This is a genomic window from Pseudomonas lini (assembly GCF_964063345.1).
In the GTDB taxonomy this organism is placed as follows: domain Bacteria; phylum Pseudomonadota; class Gammaproteobacteria; order Pseudomonadales; family Pseudomonadaceae; genus Aquipseudomonas; species Aquipseudomonas lini_B.
This window is the reverse complement of record NZ_OZ061318.1, coordinates 1,100,432-1,122,112: the sequence shown is the minus strand read 5'-3', so window position 1 is coordinate 1,122,112 and position 21,681 is coordinate 1,100,432. Positions and strand designations below refer to the sequence as shown.

Annotated in this window: 15 protein-coding genes; 6 read left to right on the top strand and 9 right to left on the bottom strand. The window is 60.1% G+C overall.

Annotated features, from left to right (window positions below; translation table 11 throughout):
• The 3 genes from AB3226_RS05135 to AB3226_RS05125 all read left to right on the top strand — a co-directional run bounded on the left by AB3226_RS05135 (position 1) and on the right by AB3226_RS05125 (position 2,644).
• Positions 1–825, top strand: a complete 825-nt coding sequence (locus tag AB3226_RS05135; RefSeq protein WP_007902078.1) for a mechanosensitive ion channel family protein — start codon at positions 1–3, stop codon at positions 823–825.
• 86 nt (positions 826–911) lie between these two features.
• Positions 912–1,502, top strand: a complete 591-nt coding sequence (gene sigX / locus AB3226_RS05130; protein ID WP_032834987.1) for an RNA polymerase sigma factor SigX — start codon at positions 912–914, stop codon at positions 1,500–1,502.
• 107 nt (positions 1,503–1,609) lie between these two features.
• Positions 1,610–2,644, top strand: coding sequence for an OmpA family protein (locus AB3226_RS05125; protein WP_367372273.1), 1,035 nt, complete (start codon positions 1,610–1,612; stop codon positions 2,642–2,644).
• Between the two features lie 172 nt (positions 2,645–2,816).
• On the opposite strand, the gene cobA is transcribed toward AB3226_RS05125, so the two are convergent.
• The 8 genes from cobA to AB3226_RS05085 form a co-directional block, all read right to left on the bottom strand.
• Positions 2,817–3,584: a uroporphyrinogen-III C-methyltransferase gene (cobA, locus tag AB3226_RS05120; protein ID WP_367372272.1), complete on the bottom strand. Its 768-nt coding sequence runs from the start codon at positions 3,582–3,584 to the stop codon at positions 2,817–2,819.
• A 10-nt stretch (positions 3,585–3,594) separates the two neighbouring features.
• Entirely contained in the window at positions 3,595–6,312 is a 2,718-nt protein-coding gene (locus AB3226_RS05115) for a molybdopterin-dependent oxidoreductase (protein ID WP_367372271.1), read from the bottom strand.
• Positions 6,312–6,629, bottom strand: coding sequence for a nitrite reductase small subunit NirD (nirD, locus tag AB3226_RS05110; protein WP_007902067.1), 318 nt, complete (start codon positions 6,627–6,629; stop codon positions 6,312–6,314). Before nirD ends, AB3226_RS05115 begins: the two co-directional genes overlap by 1 nt.
• The gene (gene nirB, locus AB3226_RS05105) at positions 6,626–9,079 is read right to left on the bottom strand and encodes a nitrite reductase large subunit NirB (protein WP_367372270.1); all 2,454 of its coding nucleotides are present in this window, start codon (positions 9,077–9,079) and stop codon (positions 6,626–6,628) included. The genes nirD and nirB overlap by 4 nt, the downstream gene beginning before the upstream one ends.
• 403 nt (positions 9,080–9,482) lie before the next feature.
• Complete coding sequence (locus tag AB3226_RS05100; RefSeq protein WP_367372269.1) at positions 9,483–11,153, bottom strand: protein kinase domain-containing protein; 1,671 nt, start codon at positions 11,151–11,153, stop codon at positions 9,483–9,485.
• Between the two features lie 7 nt (positions 11,154–11,160).
• Positions 11,161–12,372, bottom strand: a complete 1,212-nt coding sequence (locus tag AB3226_RS05095; protein WP_008006983.1) for a NarK/NasA family nitrate transporter — start codon at positions 12,370–12,372, stop codon at positions 11,161–11,163.
• A gap of 394 nt (positions 12,373–12,766) precedes the next feature.
• Positions 12,767–13,342, bottom strand: a complete 576-nt coding sequence (locus tag AB3226_RS05090; RefSeq protein ID WP_367372268.1) for an ANTAR domain-containing response regulator — start codon at positions 13,340–13,342, stop codon at positions 12,767–12,769.
• Positions 13,343–13,357: 15 nt separating this feature from the next.
• Positions 13,358–14,569: a CmpA/NrtA family ABC transporter substrate-binding protein gene (locus AB3226_RS05085; protein ID WP_367372267.1), complete on the bottom strand. Its 1,212-nt coding sequence runs from the start codon at positions 14,567–14,569 to the stop codon at positions 13,358–13,360.
• A gap of 228 nt (positions 14,570–14,797) precedes the next feature.
• On the opposite strand from AB3226_RS05085, the gene AB3226_RS05080 reads away from it, so the two are divergent.
• The gene (locus AB3226_RS05080; RefSeq protein ID WP_367375754.1) at positions 14,798–15,817 is read left to right on the top strand and encodes a quinone-dependent dihydroorotate dehydrogenase; all 1,020 of its coding nucleotides are present in this window, start codon (positions 14,798–14,800) and stop codon (positions 15,815–15,817) included.
• A 299-nt stretch (positions 15,818–16,116) separates the two neighbouring features.
• Here AB3226_RS05080 and AB3226_RS05075 read toward each other — a convergent pair whose 3' ends face one another.
• Positions 16,117–16,332: a ribosome modulation factor gene (locus tag AB3226_RS05075; RefSeq protein WP_003223300.1), complete on the bottom strand. Its 216-nt coding sequence runs from the start codon at positions 16,330–16,332 to the stop codon at positions 16,117–16,119.
• Between the two features lie 530 nt (positions 16,333–16,862).
• Between AB3226_RS05075 and rlmKL the strand changes: the two genes are divergently transcribed.
• Together rlmKL and AB3226_RS05065 are read left to right on the top strand one after the other, a co-directional pair.
• Entirely contained in the window at positions 16,863–19,133 is a 2,271-nt protein-coding gene (rlmKL, locus tag AB3226_RS05070; RefSeq protein WP_008074082.1) for a bifunctional 23S rRNA (guanine(2069)-N(7))-methyltransferase RlmK/23S rRNA (guanine(2445)-N(2))-methyltransferase RlmL, read from the top strand.
• A 144-nt stretch (positions 19,134–19,277) separates the two neighbouring features.
• Positions 19,278–21,668 (top strand): diguanylate cyclase, encoded by a 2,391-nt coding sequence (locus tag AB3226_RS05065; protein ID WP_367372266.1) that lies wholly within the window; start codon positions 19,278–19,280, stop codon positions 21,666–21,668.
• Positions 21,669–21,681: the final 13 nt, after the last annotated feature.

Sequence of the window (21,681 nt, the reverse complement as noted above, 5' to 3'; positions counted from 1 at the left end):
ATGGAACTTGATCTCTGGACTCAGAGCCTCGTCACTGCAATGACTGCGTTATGGACCAAAGTTGCGAACTTCATTCCGAACCTGTTCGGCGCACTGGTTGTGCTGCTGCTGGGTTTTGTCGTGGCCAAACTGCTGGACACGCTGCTCTCCAAATTGCTTGCCAAACTGGGCCTCGATCGCCTCATGGGTGGTACCGGGCTGACCAAATTGCTGTCCCGCGCCGGCCTTCAGGTGCCGATCTCGACGTTGATCGGCAAGATCGTCTATTGGTTCGTTCTGCTGATTTTTCTGGTTTCAGCCGCAGAATCACTTGGACTTGAGCGGGTTTCGGCTACGCTGGACATGTTGGCGCTGTATTTACCGAAAGTATTCGGCGCTGCGCTGGTGCTGCTGGTGGGTGTCTTGCTGGCGCAATTGGCCAATGGGCTGGTGCGTGGCGCGGCAGAAGGCGTAGGGCTTGATTACGCCGCGGGCCTGGGGCGGATTGCCCAGGGCCTGGTGATCATCATCAGTATTTCGGTTGCGATCAGCCAGTTGGAGGTCAAGACAGATCTGCTCAACCATGTGATCGTGATCGTCTTGATTACCGTTGGTCTGGCGGTTGCGCTGGCCATGGGCCTGGGAAGCCGGGAAATTGCCGGTCAGATTCTTGCGGGAATCTATGTGCGTGAGTTGTATCAGGTTGGGCAACAAGTGCGTGTTGGCGAGGTCGAAGGTCAGATCGAAGAGATCGGCACGGTTAAAACCACCGTCCTGACCGATGAGGGTGAGCTAGTATCTCTCTCGAATCGGATTCTCTTGGAGCAGCATGTGAGTAGCCGCTAACCCGGCAAATCCTGCTAATGTATGCCGCCGCAAAATGCCCTGAAGGGCTGCGGCGGACATTGACCTGACTGTCGGCCAGACTTGTTTTGAATAAAGCTCAATCGCTCTCCACGCGCTACGACCCCCGCGAGCTCTCTGATGAGGAGTTGGTCGCGCGCTCGCATACCGAGCTGTTTCACGTAACGCGCGCTTATGAAGAACTGATGCGGCGTTACCAGCGAACATTATTTAACGTTTGTGCACGGTATCTTGGGAACGATCGTGATGCAGACGATGTCTGTCAGGAAGTGATGTTGAAGGTGCTCTACGGCCTGAAGAACTTCGAGGGCAAATCGAAGTTCAAGACATGGCTATATAGCATCACGTACAACGAGTGCATCACGCAGTATCGGAAAGAACGGCGAAAGCGTCGCTTGATGGACGCTTTGAGTCTGGACCCCCTTGAGGAAGCGTCTGAAGAAAAGACGCCGAAACCCGAGGAGAAGGGCGGACTTGATCGCTGGCTGGTGTATGTGAACCCGATCGACCGTGAAATTCTGGTGCTACGATTTGTCGCAGAGCTGGAATTTCAGGAGATCGCAGACATAATGCACATGGGTTTGAGTGCGACAAAAATGCGTTACAAACGCGCTCTAGACAAATTGCGTGAGAAATTTGCAGGCATTGCTGAAACTTAGTTCGGCGCAAATATCTCTTACGTGTAGGCAAGTTCTGATAGACTTGCCGCCGAGTTGTCCCCCGGTTTGCGGGACTGCTTCACAATCACCAGATGGGGATTTAACGGATGAAACTGAAAAACACCTTGGGCTTGGCCATTGGTTCTTTGATTGCCGCCACTTCGTTCGGCGCTCTGGCACAAGGCCAAGGCGCAGTTGAAATCGAAGGCTTCGCTAAGAAAGAACAATTCGACAGCGCTCGTAACTTCAAGAACAACGGCAACCTGTTCGGCGGTTCTGTTGGTTACTTCCTGACCGACGACGTTGAACTGCGTCTGGCCTACGACGAAGTGCACAACGTGCGTTCCGACGACGGTCGTAACATCAAGGGCTCCAACACCGCTCTGGATGCTCTGTACCACTTCAACAACCCGGGCGACATGCTGCGTCCGTACGTATCGGCTGGCTTCTCCGACCAAAGCATTGGTCAGAACGGCAAAAGCGGTCGTAACGGTTCCACCTTCGCCAACGTTGGCGGCGGTGCCAAGCTGTACTTCACCGAGAACTTCTACGCCCGTGCCGGCGTTGAAGCTCAGTACAACATCGACCAGGGCGACACCGAGTGGGCTCCTAGTGTTGGTATCGGTGTGAACTTCGGTGGCGGCTCCAAGCCTGCTGCTGCTCCAGTTCCAGCACCAGCTGAAGTCTGCTCCGACAGCGACAACGATGGCGTTTGCGACAACGTTGACAAGTGCCCGGACACCGCCGCCAACGTAACTGTTGACGCTGATGGCTGCCCAGCAGTTGCTGAAGTTGTTCGTGTTGAGCTGGACGTGAAATTCGACTTCGACAAGTCGGTAGTCAAGCCTAACAGCTACGGCGACATCAAAAACCTGGCTGACTTCATGAAGCAGTACCCATCCACCACTACTACTGTTGAAGGTCACACTGACTCCGTCGGTCCTGACGCTTACAACCAGAAACTGTCCGAGCGTCGTGCAAACGCCGTTAAGCAAGTTCTGACCAACCAGTACGGTGTTGAATCGTCCCGCGTTCAGTCTGTTGGCTACGGCGAATCCCGCCCAGTTGCTGACAACAAAACTGACGCTGGTCGCGCTGTAAACCGTCGCGTAGAAGCACAGGTTGAAGCTAGCGGTAAGTAATTAGCTCGCAGCTCTGGAAAAGCCCGGCTTAGGCCGGGCTTTTCTTTGTCTGCGATTTGGGTTTCAGAGTTGGTTGTGCGCTGTTGCTAAGAGATCGCAGCCTGCGGAAGTTCCTACATGGATTTGGTATTTATCCCTGTAGGAACTGCCGAAGGCTGCGATCTTTTAATTCCTACAAGGATAAACACCGAGCCAATGCAGGAGCTGCCGCAGGCTGCGATCTTTTGATCTCATCACAAGCCGCCACAGCACCGATCACCAGGATCGCCGGGCTTTTGAGCTGGAAGTCGCAGGCATCGTCTTCCATGGCTGCCAAGTCGCTCCGACATTCCCGTTGGTGCGGCAGGGAAGCATTTTCGATCATCGCCACAGGTGTATCGGCAGCCATTCCGCCGGCCAGCAGTTGCTCGCGAATTTCACTGAGCTTCGCCACGCCCATGTAGATCACCAGTGTGGTGCCTCCTTGAGCCAGGGCCTGCCAATTCAGGCTGCTGTCATCTTGAGTGTGCGCCGTGACCAGTGTCACGCCACGCGCGACGCCCCTTAGTGTCAGCGGGATATCGCATTGGGTCGCGCCGGCAAGACCCGCGGTGATGCCATTGACCAGCTCAACCTCGACGCCACGCTCACGCAACCACTGCGCTTCTTCACCGCCGCGCCCGAAGATGCACGGATCGCCACCCTTGAGCCGCACCACGCATTTGCCGTGGCGGGTGTAACGCAACATCAGGCGATGAATGAAGGCTTGAGGCGTGGAGCGACAGCCGCCGCGCTTGCCCACAGGAATAATTCGCGCATTCGGGCAATGCTCCAGCACCGCGTCATTGACCAGATCGTCGATCAGCACCACGTCCGCTTCGCGCAACGCTCGAACCGCCTTGAGGGTCAGCAATTCAGGGTCGCCAGGACCCGCACCCACCAGCCAGACTTTTGCGCTCATAGTGTTTTCCTCACGAGATGACGGCGACTGGCTGCGCAGTGGCGGCCAGCAAACGCTTGATTTCCGGGACGCAGGAGCCGCATTGCGTGCCGCAGCCCAATTCTTGTTTCAAACCCTGCAAATCCAGACCACGGCTGATGCCGGCACACACCGCGTTCTGGCTGACGTTCATGCAGTTGCACAGGGTTTTGGTGCCCGATGCCGGACCGCCAGCGCTGCCCGGTGGCGCACTCAAAGGCGCCAGCAGCCAACGGCGTAGCTGTTCGTCGGCGCGACCTTCCAGCCACAGGCTTTGCAGCCAGTGCTGAGCGAGGGTTTCACCGGCCAGGCGAATCGCGGTGATCCGACCGTTCTCGATCCGTACCCGCTTGCCAATCGAGCGCCGGGGATCGTCGTAGGCCAATACCGGACCGTCGTTGAGCCCCAGGCATTGATCGATATCACGCAATAGCTGCGGCTCTGGCGCGGTGGCGCTGGCGGCGCGTATCAGCAGTGCCGGGCGCTCACGGCCTGTGAGGCTGAGGCTTGCGTAGGAAAACGCCTCGCAGAGCGGTCGCAGCGTCTCCAAGTGCTGTTGAACATCGCCCTCTATCAGGGCGAAAAGCTGCCAGGGCAATTGCACAGGCTCGAGTCGCACACCACTGTGTTTGAGTTCCGGTTGTTTCGACAGTGGGTCGAAGGCGGGAAGGGTGAGGGTGTTCACGCCGCCCTTGAGAAAGCGGTCGCCCCAGTGCATCGGCAGGAAGGCCTGGCCCGGACGTACGCTGTCATCGCTGCTGACCGGCACGATCACCGAGCCCCGGCGACTTTTCAGATTGATTAGATCGCCCGGTTGCAAGCGATGCCGACGCAATTCATCCGGGTGCAGGCTCAACACGGCTTCGCTGACATGGCCGAATAGCTGCGCGGCGGTACCGGTGCGGCTCATGCCGTGCCATTGATCGCGCAGGCGGCCGGTGATCAGGGTCAGCGGGAAGCGCGCATCGCGTTGCTCCTTGGCGGCGCGATACGGGTCGGTGACGAACTGAGCACGCCCGCTGGCTGTAGGGAAAACTCCGTCGAGATACAGCCGCGCCGTGCCTTCGCGGGCTCCGGCGGGGAAGGGCCATTGCTGCGGACCGAGCTGGTCGATCAGCGCATGGCTGATTCCGGAGAGGTCGAGGTCACGGCCGCGAGTCAGGTGTTTGTATTCATCGAAGACCTGCGCCGGAGTTTCAAAGGCAAACAGGCTGGTTGCTCCAGGGCGCAGATGTTTTTCCAGGCGCTGTGCGAAATCCACGGTGATCGCCCAGTCGGGTCGTGCTTCACCGGGTGCGCCGATGGCCTGACGGACGTGGGAAATGCGCCGTTCAGAGTTGGTGACAGTGCCGTCCTTTTCACCCCAACTGGCGGCGGGCAGCAGCAGGTCGGCGAACGTGGCGGTTTCGGTGGTGCGAAAGGCTTCCTGCAACACTACGAACGGGCAGGCTTGCAGTGCCTCGCGCACAGAGCTCTGATCCGGCAGCGACTGTGCAGGGTTGGTGCAGGCGATCCACAGGGCTTTGATCTTGCCGCTGCGCATCTGCTCGAACAGTTCGATGGCGGTTAGCCCGGTGTTCGCGGGCAGTTGATCAACGCCCCAGTAGTCGGCCACTTGCGCGCGGTGTTCGGCATTGGCCGCTTCGCGATGGCCTGGCAGCAGGTTCGACAAACTGCCGGTTTCCCGGCCGCCCATGGCATTCGGCTGACCCGTCAGTGAGAAAGGTCCTGCACCGGGGCGGCCGATTTGTCCTGTGGCCAGGTGCAGGTTGATCAGCGCGCTGTTTTTTGCGCTGCCGGCGGTGGACTGATTCAGCCCCATGCACCACAGCGACAGAAAGCTCGGTGAAGTGCCGACCCATTCCGCGCATTGATGCAGTTGCTCGACGCTGATGCCGCAGAGTTGCGAAACCATTGACGGGGTGTAATCGCGCACCAGGTTTTTCAGCTCGGCGAGGCCTTCGGTGTGGGCCGTGATGAAATCGCGGTCAACCCAGTCTTCCCACAGCAACAGGTGCAAAATCCCATGGAACAAGGCGACATCGGTGCCGGGCAAAATCGCCAAATGCAGGTCAGCCAAATCGCAGGTGTCGGTGCGCCGTGGATCGATGACGATGACTTTCATCTGTGGACGACGGGATTTGGCTTCTTCCAGGCGACGAAAGAGGACCGGGTGGGCGTAGGCCATGTTGCTGCCGACGATCATCACGCAGTCGCTCAACTCCAGGTCTTCGTAGCTGCAAGGCGGAGCATCGGCGCCGAGGCTGCGCTTGTAGCCGACCACCGCCGAAGACATGCATAGCCGTGAATTACTGTCGATGTTGTTGGTGCCCACCAGCGCTCGCGCCAGTTTGTTGAAGGCGTAGTAATCCTCGGTCAACAACTGCCCGGAGATATAGAACGCAACGCTGTCCGGGCCGTGCTCGGCGATGGTTTCGGCGAAGACGCTGGCGGCATGATCAAGGGCCGTGTCCCAGTCGGTGCGGCTGCGGGCCAGGCCTTTGCCCAAGCGCAGTTCCGGGTACAACGCCCGTGCCGCCAAGTCGCCGGTCAGGTGCAGGGTCGAACCTTTACTGCACAATTTGCCGAAGTTGGCCGGGTGTGCGGGATCGCCGCTGACGCCGAGGATGCGCTCGCCGTCGTGCTCGATCAGCACGCCGCAGCCGACCCCGCAGTAGCAGCAGGTGGAGGCGGTGATTTGACGGTCCATCAGCTTGCTTCCCGCAGGGCCAGCAGCACCCGGCCGTTCTCGACCCGTGCCGAGTGATGGTGGGCGCAGCCGATATCCGGGGCCTGGGCCTCGCCGGTTTCCAGGTCGATCTGCCAATTGTGCAGCGGGCAGGCCACCCGCTTGCCGTAGATCAAACCCTGGGACAGCGGGCCGCCCTTGTGCGGGCAGCGGTCGTCGAGGGCGAAAACCTCATCGTCGCTCGTACGAAAAATCGCGATGTCGCCTTTCGGGCCCGCGATGATCCGCGAGCCAAGGGTGTTGATCTCTTCCAGTGCGCAGATATCCAGCCAGTTCATACCGACACCTCCAGGTTCTTCACGGGAATGACCTCGAATTCTTTTTTCAACAACGGCTGTTCGAGGCGTTCCTTCCAGGGGTCCTGCTCGAACGACAGGGAAAATTGCAGGCGATCATTCAATGCCTTGCGCCGCTCCGGGTCTTCCAGCACGGCTTTCTTGATGTGTTCCATGCCGACCCGTTGCAGGTAGTGCACGGTGCGCTCGAGGTAGAAGGCTTCTTCGCGATACAACTGCAGAAAGGCGCCGTTGTATTCGCGCACTTCTTCGGCGGTTTTCAGTTTGACGAAGAACTCCGCGACTTCGGTTTTGATCCCGCCATTGCCACCGATGTACATCTCCCAGCCGGAATCCACGCCGATAATTCCGACGTCCTTGATCCCCGCTTCTGAGCAGTTGCGTGGGCAACCGGAGACGGCCAGTTTCACTTTGTGCGGCGACCACATGTTGAACAGGTCGTGCTCAAGCTCGATGCCCAGTTGCGTGGAGTTCTGGGTGCCGAAGCGGCAGAACTCACTGCCGACACAGGTTTTTACGGTGCGGATGGATTTGCCGTAGGCGTGACCGGACGCCATGTCCAGGTCTTTCCAGACACCTGGCAGGTCCTGCTTTTTGATTCCCAGCAAGTCGATGCGCTGGCCGCCGGTGACCTTGACCATCGGCACGTTGTACTTGTCGGCCACGTCGGCAATGCGCCGCAACTCTGAAGGATTGGTCACACCGCCCCACATCCGCGGGACTACAGAGTAAGTGCCGTCTTTCTGAATGTTGGCGTGGGCGCGTTCGTTGATCAGGCGCGATTGCGGGTCGTCCTTGGCTTCGCCTGGCCAGGTGGAAATCAGGTAGTAGTTGAGCGCCGGACGGCATGTGGCGCAACCGTTCGGGGTACGCCAGTTCAGGTAGCTCATGGTGCCGGCGATGGTCAGCAGGTGCTGGTCGCGGATGGCCTGGCGGATTTGCCCGTGGTTGAGGTCGCTGCAACCGCAGATGGCTTTTTCGCTTTTCGGTTTGACGTCCGCCGCGCCGCCCACGGTGTTGATCAGGATCTGTTCGACGAGGCCGGCGCAGGAACCGCAAGAACTGGCAGCCTTGGTGTGTTTCTTTACGTCATCGACGCTGAACAGTCCGTGTTCCTGAATGGCCTTGACGATGGTGCCTTTGCACACGCCGTTGCAGCCGCAGACTTCGGCGGTGTCGGCCATGCTCATGGCTTTGTCCTGGCCCTGGTGTCCTACGTCGCCCAAGGCGTTTTCGCCGAACATCAAGTGATCGCGGATCTCTCCGATGCCATGGTTCTCACGGATCTGCCGGAAATACCAACCGCCATCTGCCGTATCGCCGTACAGACAGGCGCCGACCAGCACGTCATCCTTGATCACCAGTTTTTTGTAGACCCCGCCGATCGGGTCGGAGAGGGTGATGGTCTCGGTGCCTTCGCCGCCCATGAAGTCGCCAGCGGAAAACAGGTCGATGCCGGTGACTTTCAATTTGGTCGAAGTCACCGAACCCTTGTAGGTGGCGAAACCCAATTGGGCGAGGTGGTTGGCGCACACCTTGGCCTGTTCGAACAGCGGCGCGACCAGACCGTAGGCGATGCCACGGTGGCTGGCGCATTCGCCGATGGCGTAGACCCGAGGGTCGTAGGTTTGCATCGTGTCGTTGACTAGAATCCCGCGGTTGCACGGGATGCCGGATTTTTCCGCGAGTTCGGTATTGGGGCGAATACCGGCGGCCATCACCACCAGGTCGGCAGGGATGATGTCGCCGTTCTTGAACTGCACCGAGCCGACCCGGCCATTGCCGGCGTCGTGCAGGGCCTGGGTCTGTTCGCACAGACGGAAATGCAGGCCGCGGCCTTCCAGAGCGGTTTGCAGGAGCTGGCCGCTGGTTTTGTCCAGTTGCCGCTCCAGCAGCCATTCGCCGATGTGCACCACGGTGACGTGCATGCCGCGCAGCATCAGGCCGTTGGCGGCTTCAAGACCCAGCAGGCCGCCGCCGATGACCACGGCGTGCTTGTGGGTCTTGGCGGTGTCGATCATCGCCTGGGTGTCGGCAATGTCGCGGTAGCCGATCACGCCCTGCAAGGTGTTGCCAGGGATCGGCAGGATGAACGGGGTCGAGCCGGTGGCAATCAGCAGACGGTCGTATTCGGCCTCGGTGCCGTCTTCGGCGATGACCCGGCGTTTGACCCGGTCGATCTCCACCACTTTGCGGTTGAGTAGCAGCTTGATGTTGTTTTCCAGGTACCAGTCCAGATCGTTGAGCACGATCTCTTCGAACGTCTGTTCGCCGGCCAGTACAGGCGATAGCAGGATGCGGTTGTAGTTGGTATGGGGTTCGGCGCCGAAGACCGTGATGTCGTACAGCTCATTACTCAGCTTGAGCAGTTCTTCCAGGGTACGAACCCCGGCCATGCCGTTGCCGATCATCACTAGTTTTAGTTTTTTCATCAGGTTCTCCGGGGAGCTCGGGCCTGCCTCATCAGGGCATTCAGGCCTTGCTCGACAAAATTTTGCGCAAACAAAAAAAGGCGTCTCGCTAGTTAACTAGCGAGGACGCCTTTGTCCTTGTCCCGTTCTCTCGGGCAGCGCAGCCTTCTACGTTGAAGGCTGGGCTTTATGTATGTTGGAAAAGGTAATGCAGCGGTTGTGCCAAGTCGTCAAAATGCCGAATTTATGGGCTCTCACCGTGGGAGGAGGGTGTTTGCGTGCACCGGTTCAATGCGCTATGCCCGGTTTTGAAGCAGAAAAGTCAAAAGATCGCAGCCTGCGGTAATTCCTACAGGAGATCGTGGGCACCGGTAGGAGCTGCCGCAGGCTGCGATCCTTTGATCTTTTGGGTGAAGTGAAAAACTCAACCATGAAACAGCAAAAACAGCAGCACCAGATTCACCAGTAACGACACCAGTGCCAACGTCCGCCAGACCTTCAACGGTTCGCGCTCCAGCAACGGTCTGGGGCGCACGCTCAAACTGCGTCGTTCTCCCTGTTCCAGTAGCAACAACCATTCTTCCGCTGTTTCAAAACGCTGATCCGGAGCCGCCGCTACCGCGCGCTCCAGACTTTGCGCGATCCATTCCGGCAGGTCGGGCCGGTAGCGACTGGCGCTGACAGGCACACCAAACCGAGGGCGCTGGAACGCTTCGATTTCGCCGTAGGGATAATGTCCGGTGAGCAGGTAATACAAGGTCACGCCGACTGCATACAAATCCTGTTGTGGTGTAGGAGCGTCACCTCGAAAGGCTTCCGGCGCTATATAGCTGGGCGTTCCGGGCAGGGCGCAGGCTTGATCTTCGGACAGACCGGGACAGTAGGCGAGGCCGAAATCCAGCAGGCGCAACTCGCCGTCGTCCCCTAGCAGCAGGTTCTCCGGTTTGATATCGCGATGCAGAATCTGCCGTCGATGCAATATGCCGATGGCTCGCAGCAGGCGTTCGGCCAGGTCCAGCCATTGAGCCAATGGCAGCGTTGCGACACGCTCATGCAGCTCAGCCAGGGTCGACCCGGAATATTCCCGCATCACGTAGTACAAATGCTGACGCTGACTGGCGGCATGGACTTCAGGAAAGTGCCGCCCGGCCACACGCTTGAGAAACCATTCCTCCGACAACAATGCCTGTCCGGCCTGGTGATCGTCACGGAGTGCACCGGGCAAGGTTTTCAGCAGCCAGGGCTGTTGTTGTGCGTCGCGCACCCGGTAGAGCAGCGATTGCTGGCTCTGGCCGAGGATCCCTTCGACCTGCCAGCCTTCGAAAGTCTGGCCCGGCTTCAGCGCAGGCGGGAGTGGCCATTGCTGCAGATGAATCAGTGCATCGCCAATGCTGGTTTCACCGAGGGCATCGACCCGCACCAGCAGGGCGCTGGCGTTGTCCTGACTGCCGGCCAGGTGTGCCGCGCTGACCAGGGTCTGCGCGGCACTGTTCAGGTCAGGTTGATCGCGCAAAATGCCTGCAATGGCGGTGTCACCCAGCACGGCCCAAATGCCGTCGCTGAGCAACACGAAACTCTCGTTCAGGCGCAGTTCGCCATCGAGAAAGTCCAGCACCAGATGTTGATCCAGCCCCAAGGCCCGCTTAAGCACATGTTGCATGCCCGGCTGGTCCCAGACGTGATCCTCACTCACCCGTTGCAGCGTGTCGGCGTGCCAGCGATAAACCCGGCAATCGCCGACGTGAGCCAGAGTGAAACGCCGGCCACGCATCACCAAGGCACTGACGGTGGTCAGCAGCGGTTGCCCGCCACCGTTAGCCTGCAACCAGCGATTTTGCGCCAGTAGCAGACGGTCCAATGCCTGGGCGACACCCCAGGTTTCCGGGGTGGCGTAGTAGTCCAGCGCCAAGGCCTGCAAGGTCGAACGGGCCGCGAGACCGCCGTCGGCGCATTGGCTGACGCCGTCGGCGATGGCGAACAGGTAACCCTTGCTCGCCGCCAGCGCCGGGGCCGGAGTGACCAGGCGCAGAGCATCCTGGTTCTCCTCGCGGGGGCCGATGGCGCTGTGTTCGGCGAAGCTCAGTTGCAGGCTCATTCAGTCCTCACACCCGTGCTGCGGTGACGGCTGCCGAACCCCAAGTGGTTCTCCAGCGACGTTTCACACCGTGCAGACCGAACCAGGCAAGCACACCGAGGCTTGCGAACAACCACAAGGCCAGTTGATAGCTGCCAGTGCTTTGCTTGATCGCGCCCATGCCGGCTGCGAGTGCGAAGCCACCGATGCCGCCGGCCATGCCGATCAGCCCGGTCATCACACCGATCTCCCGACGAAAACGCTGCGGGACCAACTGGAATACCGCACCGTTGCCCGCACCCAAACCGAGCATGGTGCAGACGAAAAGCGCCAGCGCGGCGTAGGAACTCGGCAGATTGAAACCTACCGTCGCAATACAGATCGCCGCCACGGTGTACATCGCCAGCAGGGTACGAATCCCGCCGAAGCGATCCGCCAGCGCGCCGCCCAACGGACGCATCAGGCTGCCACCGAACACACAAGCAGCAGTGTAGTAGCCGGCGGTCACCGGGCTCAGGCCGTATTGGTCGTTGAAGTAGCCGGGCAGGGCGCTCGCCAGACCGATGAAACCACCGAAGGTCACGCTGTAGAAAAACATGAACCACCAGCTGTCGCGGTCACCCAAGGCCTTGAAATAGTCAGACACGGACTTGGCTTTCGGACGCTCGGGTGCGTTTTTGGCCAGCCAGGCGAAGACGATCAAGGTCAGGATCAGCGGGATCAGGGCGAAGCCGAACACGTTGCTCCAGCCAAATGCAGCGGCCAGTACCGGGGCGATCAAGGCAGCGAGGACGGTGCCCGAGTTACCGGCACCGGCGATGCCCATGGCTTTGCCCTGGTGCTGGGGCGGATACCATTGCGAGGCCAAAGGCAGGGCGACGGCGAAGGATGCACCGGCCATGCCGAGGAACAGGCCCAGCAACAGCGCTTGCTCGTAACTGTGGATGCCGACTTTCCAGGCGACGAACAGGGCGCAGATGACGATCACCTGGCCGATTATCCCGGCGGTTTTGGGCGACAGGCGATCAGCCAGCAGGCCCATCGCAAAGCGCAATACGGCCCCGGCCAGAATCGGCGTGGCCACCACCAGCCCGCGCTGTTGGGTGGTCAGGTGCAGATCAGCGGCGATCTGCACCGCCAGAGGGCCGAGCAGGTACCAGACCATGAAGCTCAGATCGAAATAGAGAAAGGCTGCGAACAGTGTCGGGGTATGGCCGGATTTCCAGAAGCTTGAATTCATCGCGCACCTCAGCTGTCAGGCGTATCAAGAAGGAGTCATGAGCTTGCAGGTGGGGCGCCACAACGGCCGCACCACCAGCCCCGGTCTCTGGGGCCAAAACGGAAAAACGCCGCTACCCGATCCGCCAAGGGGGCGAATGAGGTGAGCGACGTCTTTGTCGTAGGTGGGGCAACCGCCGTTGGTTACCTTGCAGGGTTTTACTTAGCGAGATTTGTGCCAATAATCGGTGGTTGTGGCAATAGAGGTTGTTGTGGCGAGGGAGCTTGCTCCCGCTCGGCTGCGAAGCAGTCGTAAATCCTGCCCCCGTGTTGTGTTTGATTTATCGTGTTGGCTGGTTTTGGGGCCGCTTCGCAGCCCAGCGGGAGCAAGCTCCCTCGCCACAGGGGTAAGGCAGTCAGCCAAGCAACTCACTCATGGCAATGATCTGCTCCGCCACCTGAATCAGCTTCTGCTGGCGGCTCATGGCTTGGCGGCGCATCAGGGTGTAGGCCTCTTCTTCATTGCAGTCCTTCATCTTCATCAGCAGCCCCTTAGCCAGCTCGATGCGCTTGCGCTCGGCCAGTTGCTGGTCGCGGGCGTGCAGTTGCGCGCGCAGGGCCTGGTCGCTTTCAAAGCGCGCCATGGCCACGTCGAGAATCGGCTGCAAGCGTTGTGCGTGAATGCCTTCGACGATGTAGGCACTGACGCCGGACTTGATCGCCCGACGCATCACGTCGGGGTCGTGCTCGTCGGTAAACATCACGATCGGCCGTGGTTGATCACGGCTCACCAGCACCACTTGCTCCATCACATCGCGGCTCGGTGACTCGGTATCGATCAGGATCACGTCCGGACGCACCGTTTCGACGCGCGCGGGCAGGTCAATGGTCAGGCCGGATTCGTCGATGACCTCGAACCCGGCCTCGGTCAGGGCCGCTTTCAGGCGCCCGACTTTTTTCGCAGTGTCATTGATCAGCAGGATACGCAACATATTCGTAGGCTCCTGTCAGCGGCTGGCGAGAAGGGGAGCGCTGTCGCTCATGGCGTGCAGCGTGAAGCTGCGGGCATAGCCGGCCGGGTCCGAACCGTCCCAGACTTTGCCGTCGATCAATTGACTGCTGCGCATTTCCTGACTCCGGGCGGGCACACCGACAGCGGTGGCGGCCTCACGGTATAAGTCTAGTTGCTGGACCTGACGGGCCACGCCGAGGTAATCCGGGTCGTCACGCAACAAACCCCAACGCCGGAACTGGGTCATGAACCACATACCGTCAGACAAATACGGAAAATTGACCTCGCCTCCACCGTGGAAACGCATGGCGTGCGGGTCCTGCCAGCAATTGCCCAAACCATCGGCGTAGTCACCGAGCAAGCGTGGTTCGATGCAATCGAGTGGTGCATCCAGATACTCAGGCGCACTCAATAGTTGCGCGGTGCTGCGGCGATTTTCGCCACTGGCTTCGATAAAGCGGCTGGCCTCGAGGATCGCCATCACCAATGCCCGGGCGGTGTTGGGGTATTGCTCGACGAAGGCGCGGGTGCAGCCGAGGACTTTTTCCGGGTGATCGGGCCAGAGGGTCTGGCTGGTGGCCATCGTAAATCCCAGATTCTGCTGCACCGCGCTGGCCGCCCACGGCTCGCCGACGCAGAAACCGTCGATGCGCCCGGCTTGCAGGTGCGCGACCATTTGCGGCGGCGGTACCACCACGCTGTCGACATCCTGCAATGGATGAATGCCCTGGCTCGCGAGCCAGTAATACAGCCACATGGCGTGGGTGCCCGTAGGAAATGTCTGAGCGAAGGTCAGTTTTGGGCGACTTTGGTGCACGTGCCGGTCCAATGCTTCAGGACTGGTCACGCCCAAGGCCTGCAAGCCGTGGGAGAGGTTGATGCTCTGGCCGTTCTGGTTCAGGCCCATGAGCACGGCCATGTTGGTGGAGGCTACGCCGCCGATGCCCAAGTGCACGGCGTAAATCAGGCCGTACAGGCTGTGGGCGGCGTCGAGTTCGCCGCTGACCAGTTTGTCCCGCAGGTTGGCCCAGGACGATTGGCGCTTGAGGTTCAGGGTCAGGCCGTACGGTTGGGCGAAGCCCTGAGTGGCCGCGACCACCACTGAGGCGCAGTCGCTCAGGGCCATGAAGCCGAGGTTGATTGCGGTTTTTTCCGGGGCATCGCTGCCATTGACCCAGGCCAGTGGGCCGGCTGATGGTTCGTTCATCGATTTCGCACCTTCCAAAAAAAAGCGTCGTCCAAGGCTCTTGCGTGAGCAAAGCCGGGTGACGACGCCATTGTCCTTCCACTCATCCCGCCGTTGGCATGAGTGCTGATGCCTGTGACGGTGCAAGGCATATGCCATCGCTGGCTGATTTTGTTGCGCGCCTCGCGTGAAGCCCTGATGCGCGGCTATAATCGCCGCCTCTCATCGCCAACCGAGTCAAGCCTGCCCATGTACACCCTGGCCCGTCAGCTGCTGTTCAAACTTTCCCCGGAAACCTCCCACGATCTGTCCCTGGACCTGATCGGCGCGGGCGGGCGTTTGGGCCTCAACGGCTTGCTGTGCAAGGCACCGGCGAAACTGCCGATAACGGTCATGGGCCTGGAGTTCCCGAACCCGGTGGGTTTGGCGGCCGGTCTGGACAAGAACGGCGCGGCAATTGATGGCTTTGCCCAATTGGGTTTCGGTTTCGTCGAAATCGGCACCATCACTCCGCGTCCACAGCCGGGCAACCCGAAACCACGGATTTTCCGCTTGCCGGACGCCGAGGCGATCATCAACCGCATGGGTTTCAACAACCTCGGCGTCGATCACTTGCTCGCTCGCGTGGCGGCAGCCAAGTACAAGGGCGTGCTGGGCATCAATATCGGCAAGAATTTCGACACGCCGGTTGAGCGTGCGGTCGACGACTACCTGATCTGCCTGGACAAGGTCTATGCCCACGCCAGCTACGTGACGGTCAATGTCAGTTCGCCGAATACCCCGGGCCTGCGCAGCCTGCAATTCGGCGATTCGCTCAAGCAGTTGCTCGCCGATCTGGCCACCCGCCGTGCGGAACTGGCGCTGCGTCACGGTAAACATGTTCCGCTGGCGATCAAGATCGCGCCGGACATGACTGACGAAGAAACCGCTCAAGTCGCCCAAGCGTTGATCGAAACCGGGATGGACGCGGTGATTGCCACCAACACCACCCTGAGCCGCGTTGGCGTCGAGGGCATGGAACATGGTGACGAGGCGGGCGGTTTGTCCGGCGCACCGGTTCGCGACAAGAGCACTCACACGGTGAAGGTGCTGGCGGCGGAACTGGCCGGTCGCTTGCCGATCATCGCCGTGGGCGGCATCACCGAAGGCAAACACGCAGCTGAGAAAATCGCCGCGGGTGCGAGTTTGGTGCAGCTTTACTCCGGCTTCATCTACAAAGGCCCGGCGTTGATTCGTGAATCGGTGGATGCCATCGCCGCCCTGCGCTGAAACCTGGGTAGCCTTGGGTAAAGGCTTTTGTGGCGAGGGAGCTTGCTTCCGTTCGGCTGCGAAGCAGTCGTAAATCCTGCAATCGCGCTTTACCTGATACACCGAGTTGATTGTTTTGGGGCCGCTTCGCAGCCCAGCGGGAGCAAGCTCCCTCGCCACAAAAGCCCCACCGCAATTTTTACAGGAATAAAAAAGGGCTCCTCGAAGGAGCCCCTGGGCCGAAGCCCGCCGTCCGGATGGGACGTGCGTGGTTAAGTCGTTGCGTAATCAGATTGTCGTGTCGGAATGTGTGCCCTGTATTAGCCGACGGCGTGAAGTTCGTTGAGTCTGTGGATTCCCGCAGTGCCGGTCATACCGTCCCAGTTGTCGCCGCGTCCCTCTCGCCAGCCATTGATCCAGGCTTGGCGTACCGACGGTAGAGTAAAAGGGCAAAGCTCACGGGATTTACCACCAACGCCATATTGATATCCGCGCAAAAATGCTCTTTCCAACGGATCACGCTTAAGTCTTCTCATAGGGTGTTGCCCTCACTTGTTGACTGTATGTATCGCGTCGACCTCAATCGAGGTCAGGCAGAAAAACTCTGCCGTTGGTGGCTCGCTGCCGGCGTCGCGAGCCAAGGTGTTGACGCCGTTGCGACGTCAACCTGAGTTGAGTTCTAACCAATGCGTCACATCGAGGGAATGATCGTTTTGTCATAAGAACGTAACCATAAAGATGCTATGGCCATAAGTAACACGACATTTGTCCCGTGTTTATTGGCCAAACCCCGGTATGATCGGCCCTGCGCTGGATGATGGGGGTAAGCCTTTAACGAGAATGACACCCGTTGCACTTGGGGACTATTCGACGAAGGGTCGACTTATGACATTTTGTTGCATCAACTTTTTTATCTGCCCTGGCATCTAAGCTCTTTTAACCCGAGCAGTCAGGGTGGGACGGCACACCTTCGTGCCACGCGGGCGTTCTGTTAGAAAAGCGCCTGATTGAAAACCGGATCGGCAATGCGTTGCCGGTTCACTTAGCTAAAGGCTCTGGAATTACCATGTCCGATCGTTTCGAACTCTTCCTCACTTGCCCCAAAGGCCTTGAAGGCCTGCTCATCGAGGAAGCCGTCGGGCTTGGCCTTGAGGAAGCACGTGAGCACACCTCGGCTGTGCGCGGCATGGCCACCATGGAAACCGCCTATCGCCTGTGCCTGTGGTCGCGTCTGGCGAACCGCGTGCTGCTGGTGCTCAAGCGTTTCCCGATGAAGGACGCCGAAGACCTCTACCACGGCGTGCTGGATATCGAGTGGCAAGACCACATGCTCAACGACGGCACCTTGGCCGTCGAATTCAGCGGTCACGGCTCGGGCATCGACAACACCCACTTCGGCGCCTTGAAAGTCAAAGACGCCATCGTCGACAAACTGCGGACCCCGCAGGGCGACCGTCCGTCGATCGACAAGCTCAACCCGGACCTGCGCATTCACCTGCGCCTGGACCGTGGTGAAGCGATTCTTTCTCTCGACCTGTCCGGTCACAGCCTGCACCAGCGCGGTTATCGCTTGCAGCAAGGCGCGGCACCGCTGAAGGAAAACCTCGCGGCGGCGATTCTGATCCGTTCCGGCTGGCCACGAATTGCCGCCGATGGCGGCGCGCTGGCTGACCCGATGTGCGGTGTCGGTACGTTCCTGGTCGAAGCCGCGATGATCGCCGCCGACATGGCGCCGAACCTGCGTCGCGAGCAATGGGGCTTCACCGCCTGGCTCGGCCACGTGCCGGCGCTGTGGAAAAAGCTCCACGAAGAAGCCACCGAACGCGCCGCAGCCGGCCTGGCCAAGCCACCGCTGTGGATTCGCGGTTATGAAGCTGACCCGCGCCTGATTCAACCGGGCCGCAATAACGTCGAACGTGCCGGCCTGAGCGAGTGGATCAAGATCTACCAGGGCGAAGTCGCGACCTTCGAGCCGCGCCCGGACCAGAACCAGAAAGGCCTGGTGATCTGCAACCCTCCGTACGGCGAGCGTCTGGGCGATGAGGCGAGCCTGCTTTATCTCTACCAGAACCTTGGCGAACGTCTGCGTCAGGCATGCTTGAACTGGGAAGCGGCGGTGTTCACCGGCGCCCCGGACCTGGGCAAGCGCATGGGCATCCGCAGCCACAAACAGTACTCGTTCTGGAACGGTGCCTTGCCGTGCAAATTGCTGCTGATCAAGGTCACGCCGGACCAGTTCGTCACTGGCGAGCGTCGCACCCCGGAACAGCGCCAGATCGAGCGCGAACAGGCCGAGTCCGATGCGCCGTCGAACATTGAAGCGCCGGGCAAATACGAGAAGTACAACAAGAACGGTAACCCGATCAAACCGGCCCCGGTGGTGATCGAGCAACCGCGCCTGAGCGAAGGCGGGCAGATGTTTGCCAACCGTCTGCAAAAAAACCTCAAGGCGCTGGGCAAGTGGGTCAAGCGTGAAGGCATCGACTGCTACCGCGTCTACGATGCCGACATGCCGGAATATTCCATGGCCATCGACCTGTATCACGACTGGGTCCACGTTCAGGAATACGCCGCCCCGAAATCCATCGACCCGGAAAAAGCCTCGGCGCGGATGTTCGATGCCCTGGCGGCGATCCCGCAAGCGTTGAACATTGACAAGAACCGCGTGGTGGTCAAGCGTCGCGAGCGTCAGAGTGGCACCAAGCAGTACGAACGCCAGAGTGCACAGGGCAAGTTCAATGAGGTCAACGAAGGCGGCGTGAAGCTGCTGGTGAACCTCACCGACTACCTCGACACCGGGCTGTTCCTCGACCACCGGCCGATGCGCATGCGGATTCAGAAAGAGGCGGCCGGCAAGCGCTTCCTCAACCTGTATTGCTACACCGCGACGGCCAGCGTTCATGCCGCCAAGGGTGGCGCGCGCAGCACCACCAGCGTCGACCTGTCGAAAACTTATCTGGATTGGGCGCGTCGCAACCTGTCGCTGAACGGTTTCTCCGACAAGAACCGTCTGGAGCAGGGCGATGTGATGGTCTGGCTCGATGCCTGCCGTGACGAGTACGACTTGATCTTCATCGACCCGCCGACCTTCTCCAACTCCAAGCGCATGGAAGGGATCTTCGATGTGCAGCGTGATCAGGTGCAGTTGATCGACCTGGCCATGGCACGTCTGGCGCCGGGCGGGGTGTTGTACTTCTCCAACAACTTCCGCAAGTTCACGCTTGAGGAAAACCTCACCGAGCGTTATGCCGTTGAAGAAATCACTGCCCAGACCATCGATCCGGATTTCGCCCGTAATGGCAAGATTCACCGTGCCTGGAAAATCACCGCTCGCTGACCCTTAAGCACGATTGGATCCACAGGGCCTTGATTTTTAAAGGCTCTTGGGTCCTTTCAGTGCTGGTCAAATTAGTGGCTAATAGCTATAACTCAACTCATGGCCAATGGGCTTTTCCGGCACCTGGCGTTTTGAGTTGTATCTATGTCGTTACACGCCGTGCGCCCCAAGATCCTGGGTTTTATCCGCGAAGATGTTTCGGCCTGGCTGGTCGCGCTGCTGGCGTTGCTCGTCGGCGGGATTCTCACGGGATTGCTTGCCTGGGCGACGTTCAATCAATTTCATCAGCAATTGCGGCAACGTTTCCAGCTGCTCGCCAGTGAACGTTACAGCCGTATCGAAGAACGTTTCGAAGATCAGGAGCAGCGCCTCGACGGCCTGCGCCGATTCTTCATCAACTCCGGATCGGTGTCCCGCGAGGAATTCGACGGTTACGCCAGACCTCTTTTGCGTCGCACTCAGGCCTACTCCTGGGCCCCCCGGGTTTCCCGTGCTGAACGTCCCCTGCTTGAACGCGTGGTGCGTGAAGAAGGCTGGGGCGATTTCACCTTTCGCGAACTCACCGCCGATGGCCAGTTGCAACTGGCCACGGAACGGGACGAGTACGTACCGGTGCTCTACACCCAAACCCAAAGCCGACTGCCCACGCCGCTGGGTTACGATTTGCTGGCTCAACCCCTGCGTCGTTCGACCCTGGAACGGGCCGATCGCAATGGCTGCATGGCCGTGTCGCAACCGTTGCATCTGGTCGGCATCGAGCCCGCCTATTCGCGGGGCGTATTGCTGGTAGCGCCAGTCATCCGTCAGAACCTCCCGGACGCCACACCCGCCGGCTATGTCATGGCGGTGATCAGCATGCGCCAGCTGTTGGCGGACGGGCTGCCGGATGAGAATCACGACTCTCTCTCGGTGCGTATTCTCGACTTGTCCACCGCTGATCAGCACGAACTGTTGTACGAGTCGACCAACACGGCGGGGGCCAGTGACTTGTCCTCCACGCGCGTGCTACGTCTGGCCGACCATGATTATCAAGTGGATATGCGCCCCAGCGCCGCGTTCCTGAAAGCCAACCATTCCTCGGTGGCCAGCCTGGTGGTGCTCGGCGGTTTGCTCAGCCTGCTGCTCAGTGTGTTTCTCTATGTGCTGGTCAGCCAGCGCCAGCGGGCGCTGAAAATGGTGGAGCAGCGGACCCGGGAACTTCACGACCGTGAGCAAGAGTTGCGCGGCACGCATGGCCAGTTGCGCGGTGTACTGGATGCCGCGACTCAGGTGGCGATCATCGCCACCGACTTGCGCGGAATCATCAACACCTTCAACGCCGGCGCAGAGCAGATGCTTGGTTACTTCAGTTCGCAGGCCGTGGGCCACATGACCCTGGAAAATCTGCACCTGCCCCGGGAACTCGAAGCGCGCTCGGCGGAGTTGAGCGCGCGCTATGGCAAGCCGATCCCGACGTGTCAGGCGATGCTGGTCGAAGGGGGGGAAGAGGGCGGTCACGAAGCCCGGGAGTGGACGCTGGTCCGCCACGACGGCAGCCATTTGACGGTGAACATGCTGGCGACGCCGGTCCTCGACGAGCAAGGCTTGTGGGTCGGCCACCTGGCGATCTGTATCGATATCACCGAGCGCAAGCGCGTCCACGAAGCCCTGGCGGCACGCGACCTGTTGTTGAAGAAACTCAGCGCCCATGTGCCCGGCGGGATCTACCAGTTCAAGATGGAATTCGATGGGCGCTTCAGCGTGATCTACGCCAGCGACGGTATGCGCGATATCTACGAACTCGAGCCGGACGTGCTGTTGCTCAACGCCGAAGCGGTGTTCGCGCGGATTCATCCTCAGGACTCGCGTCGGGTCCGCGCGTCGATCCAGGCCTCGGCGGACACCCTCAGCCCCTGGCGCGAGGAATACCGCGTGCAATTGCCCCAGCGAGGTCTGCGCTGGGTCCGCGGCGAAGCAACTCCAGAGGAACTGCCCGGGGGCGGTGTGCTATGGCATGGTTTCATCTCGGACATCTCCGACCTCAAGCGCGTGGAAGAGGAATTGCGCGCACTGTCAGTGACTGACTCCCTGACCGGAATCCATAACCGTCGCTACTTTCAGGAGCGCCTGACCACCGAAATGGCCCGGGTCGAGCGCGGCGGTGGCGAGTTGTCGGTGATCATGCTCGACATCGATCACTTCAAGCGCATCAACGATCAGCACGGTCATGCCATGGGTGATCGGGTGTTGCAGGCCGTGTGCGAGCGCATTAGCGGTCGCCTGCGGCGCACAGATGTGTTCTGTCGCCTGGGCGGCGAAGAGTTCATGGTGCTTTGTCCGGATATCGACGGCGAACAGGCCCATGTGTTGGCCGTGGAGTTGTGGCAAGGGTTGCGCAGTGCGCCGATCGACGAGGTCGGGATTGTCACCGCGAGTTTCGGGATTGCCAGCTGGCGGGTCGGAGAGGGCGCGGATGCGTTGCTGTTGCGGGCGGACTCAGGGGTGTATGCGGCGAAGCAGGCGGGAAGGGATCGGGTTGAGGGGCAGATGAGCTAAGGCCACATGCAGG

Coding starts and splice junctions, on each gene's coding strand:
- AB3226_RS05135 (WP_007902078.1), top strand. CDS start 1: ATGGAACTTGATCTCTGGACTCAGAGCCTCGTCACTGCAATGACTGCG.
- AB3226_RS05125 (WP_367372273.1), top strand. CDS start 1,610: ATGAAACTGAAAAACACCTTGGGCTTGGCCATTGGTTCTTTGATTGCC.
- cobA (WP_367372272.1), bottom strand. CDS start 3,584: ATGAGCGCAAAAGTCTGGCTGGTGGGTGCGGGTCCTGGCGACCCTGAA.
- AB3226_RS05115 (WP_367372271.1), bottom strand. CDS start 6,312: ATGGACCGTCAAATCACCGCCTCCACCTGCTGCTACTGCGGGGTCGGC.
- nirD (WP_007902067.1), bottom strand. CDS start 6,629: ATGAACTGGCTGGATATCTGCGCACTGGAAGAGATCAACACCCTTGGC.
- nirB (WP_367372270.1), bottom strand. CDS start 9,079: ATGAAAAAACTAAAACTAGTGATGATCGGCAACGGCATGGCCGGGGTT.
- AB3226_RS05100 (WP_367372269.1), bottom strand. CDS start 11,153: ATGAGCCTGCAACTGAGCTTCGCCGAACACAGCGCCATCGGCCCCCGC.
- AB3226_RS05095 (WP_008006983.1), bottom strand. CDS start 12,372: ATGAATTCAAGCTTCTGGAAATCCGGCCATACCCCGACACTGTTCGCA.
- AB3226_RS05090 (WP_367372268.1), bottom strand. CDS start 13,342: ATGTTGCGTATCCTGCTGATCAATGACACTGCGAAAAAAGTCGGGCGC.
- AB3226_RS05085 (WP_367372267.1), bottom strand. CDS start 14,569: ATGAACGAACCATCAGCCGGCCCACTGGCCTGGGTCAATGGCAGCGAT.
- AB3226_RS05080 (WP_367375754.1), top strand. CDS start 14,798: ATGTACACCCTGGCCCGTCAGCTGCTGTTCAAACTTTCCCCGGAAACC.
- AB3226_RS05075 (WP_003223300.1), bottom strand. CDS start 16,332: ATGAGAAGACTTAAGCGTGATCCGTTGGAAAGAGCATTTTTGCGCGGA.
- rlmKL (WP_008074082.1), top strand. CDS start 16,863: ATGTCCGATCGTTTCGAACTCTTCCTCACTTGCCCCAAAGGCCTTGAA.
- AB3226_RS05065 (WP_367372266.1), top strand. CDS start 19,278: ATGTCGTTACACGCCGTGCGCCCCAAGATCCTGGGTTTTATCCGCGAA.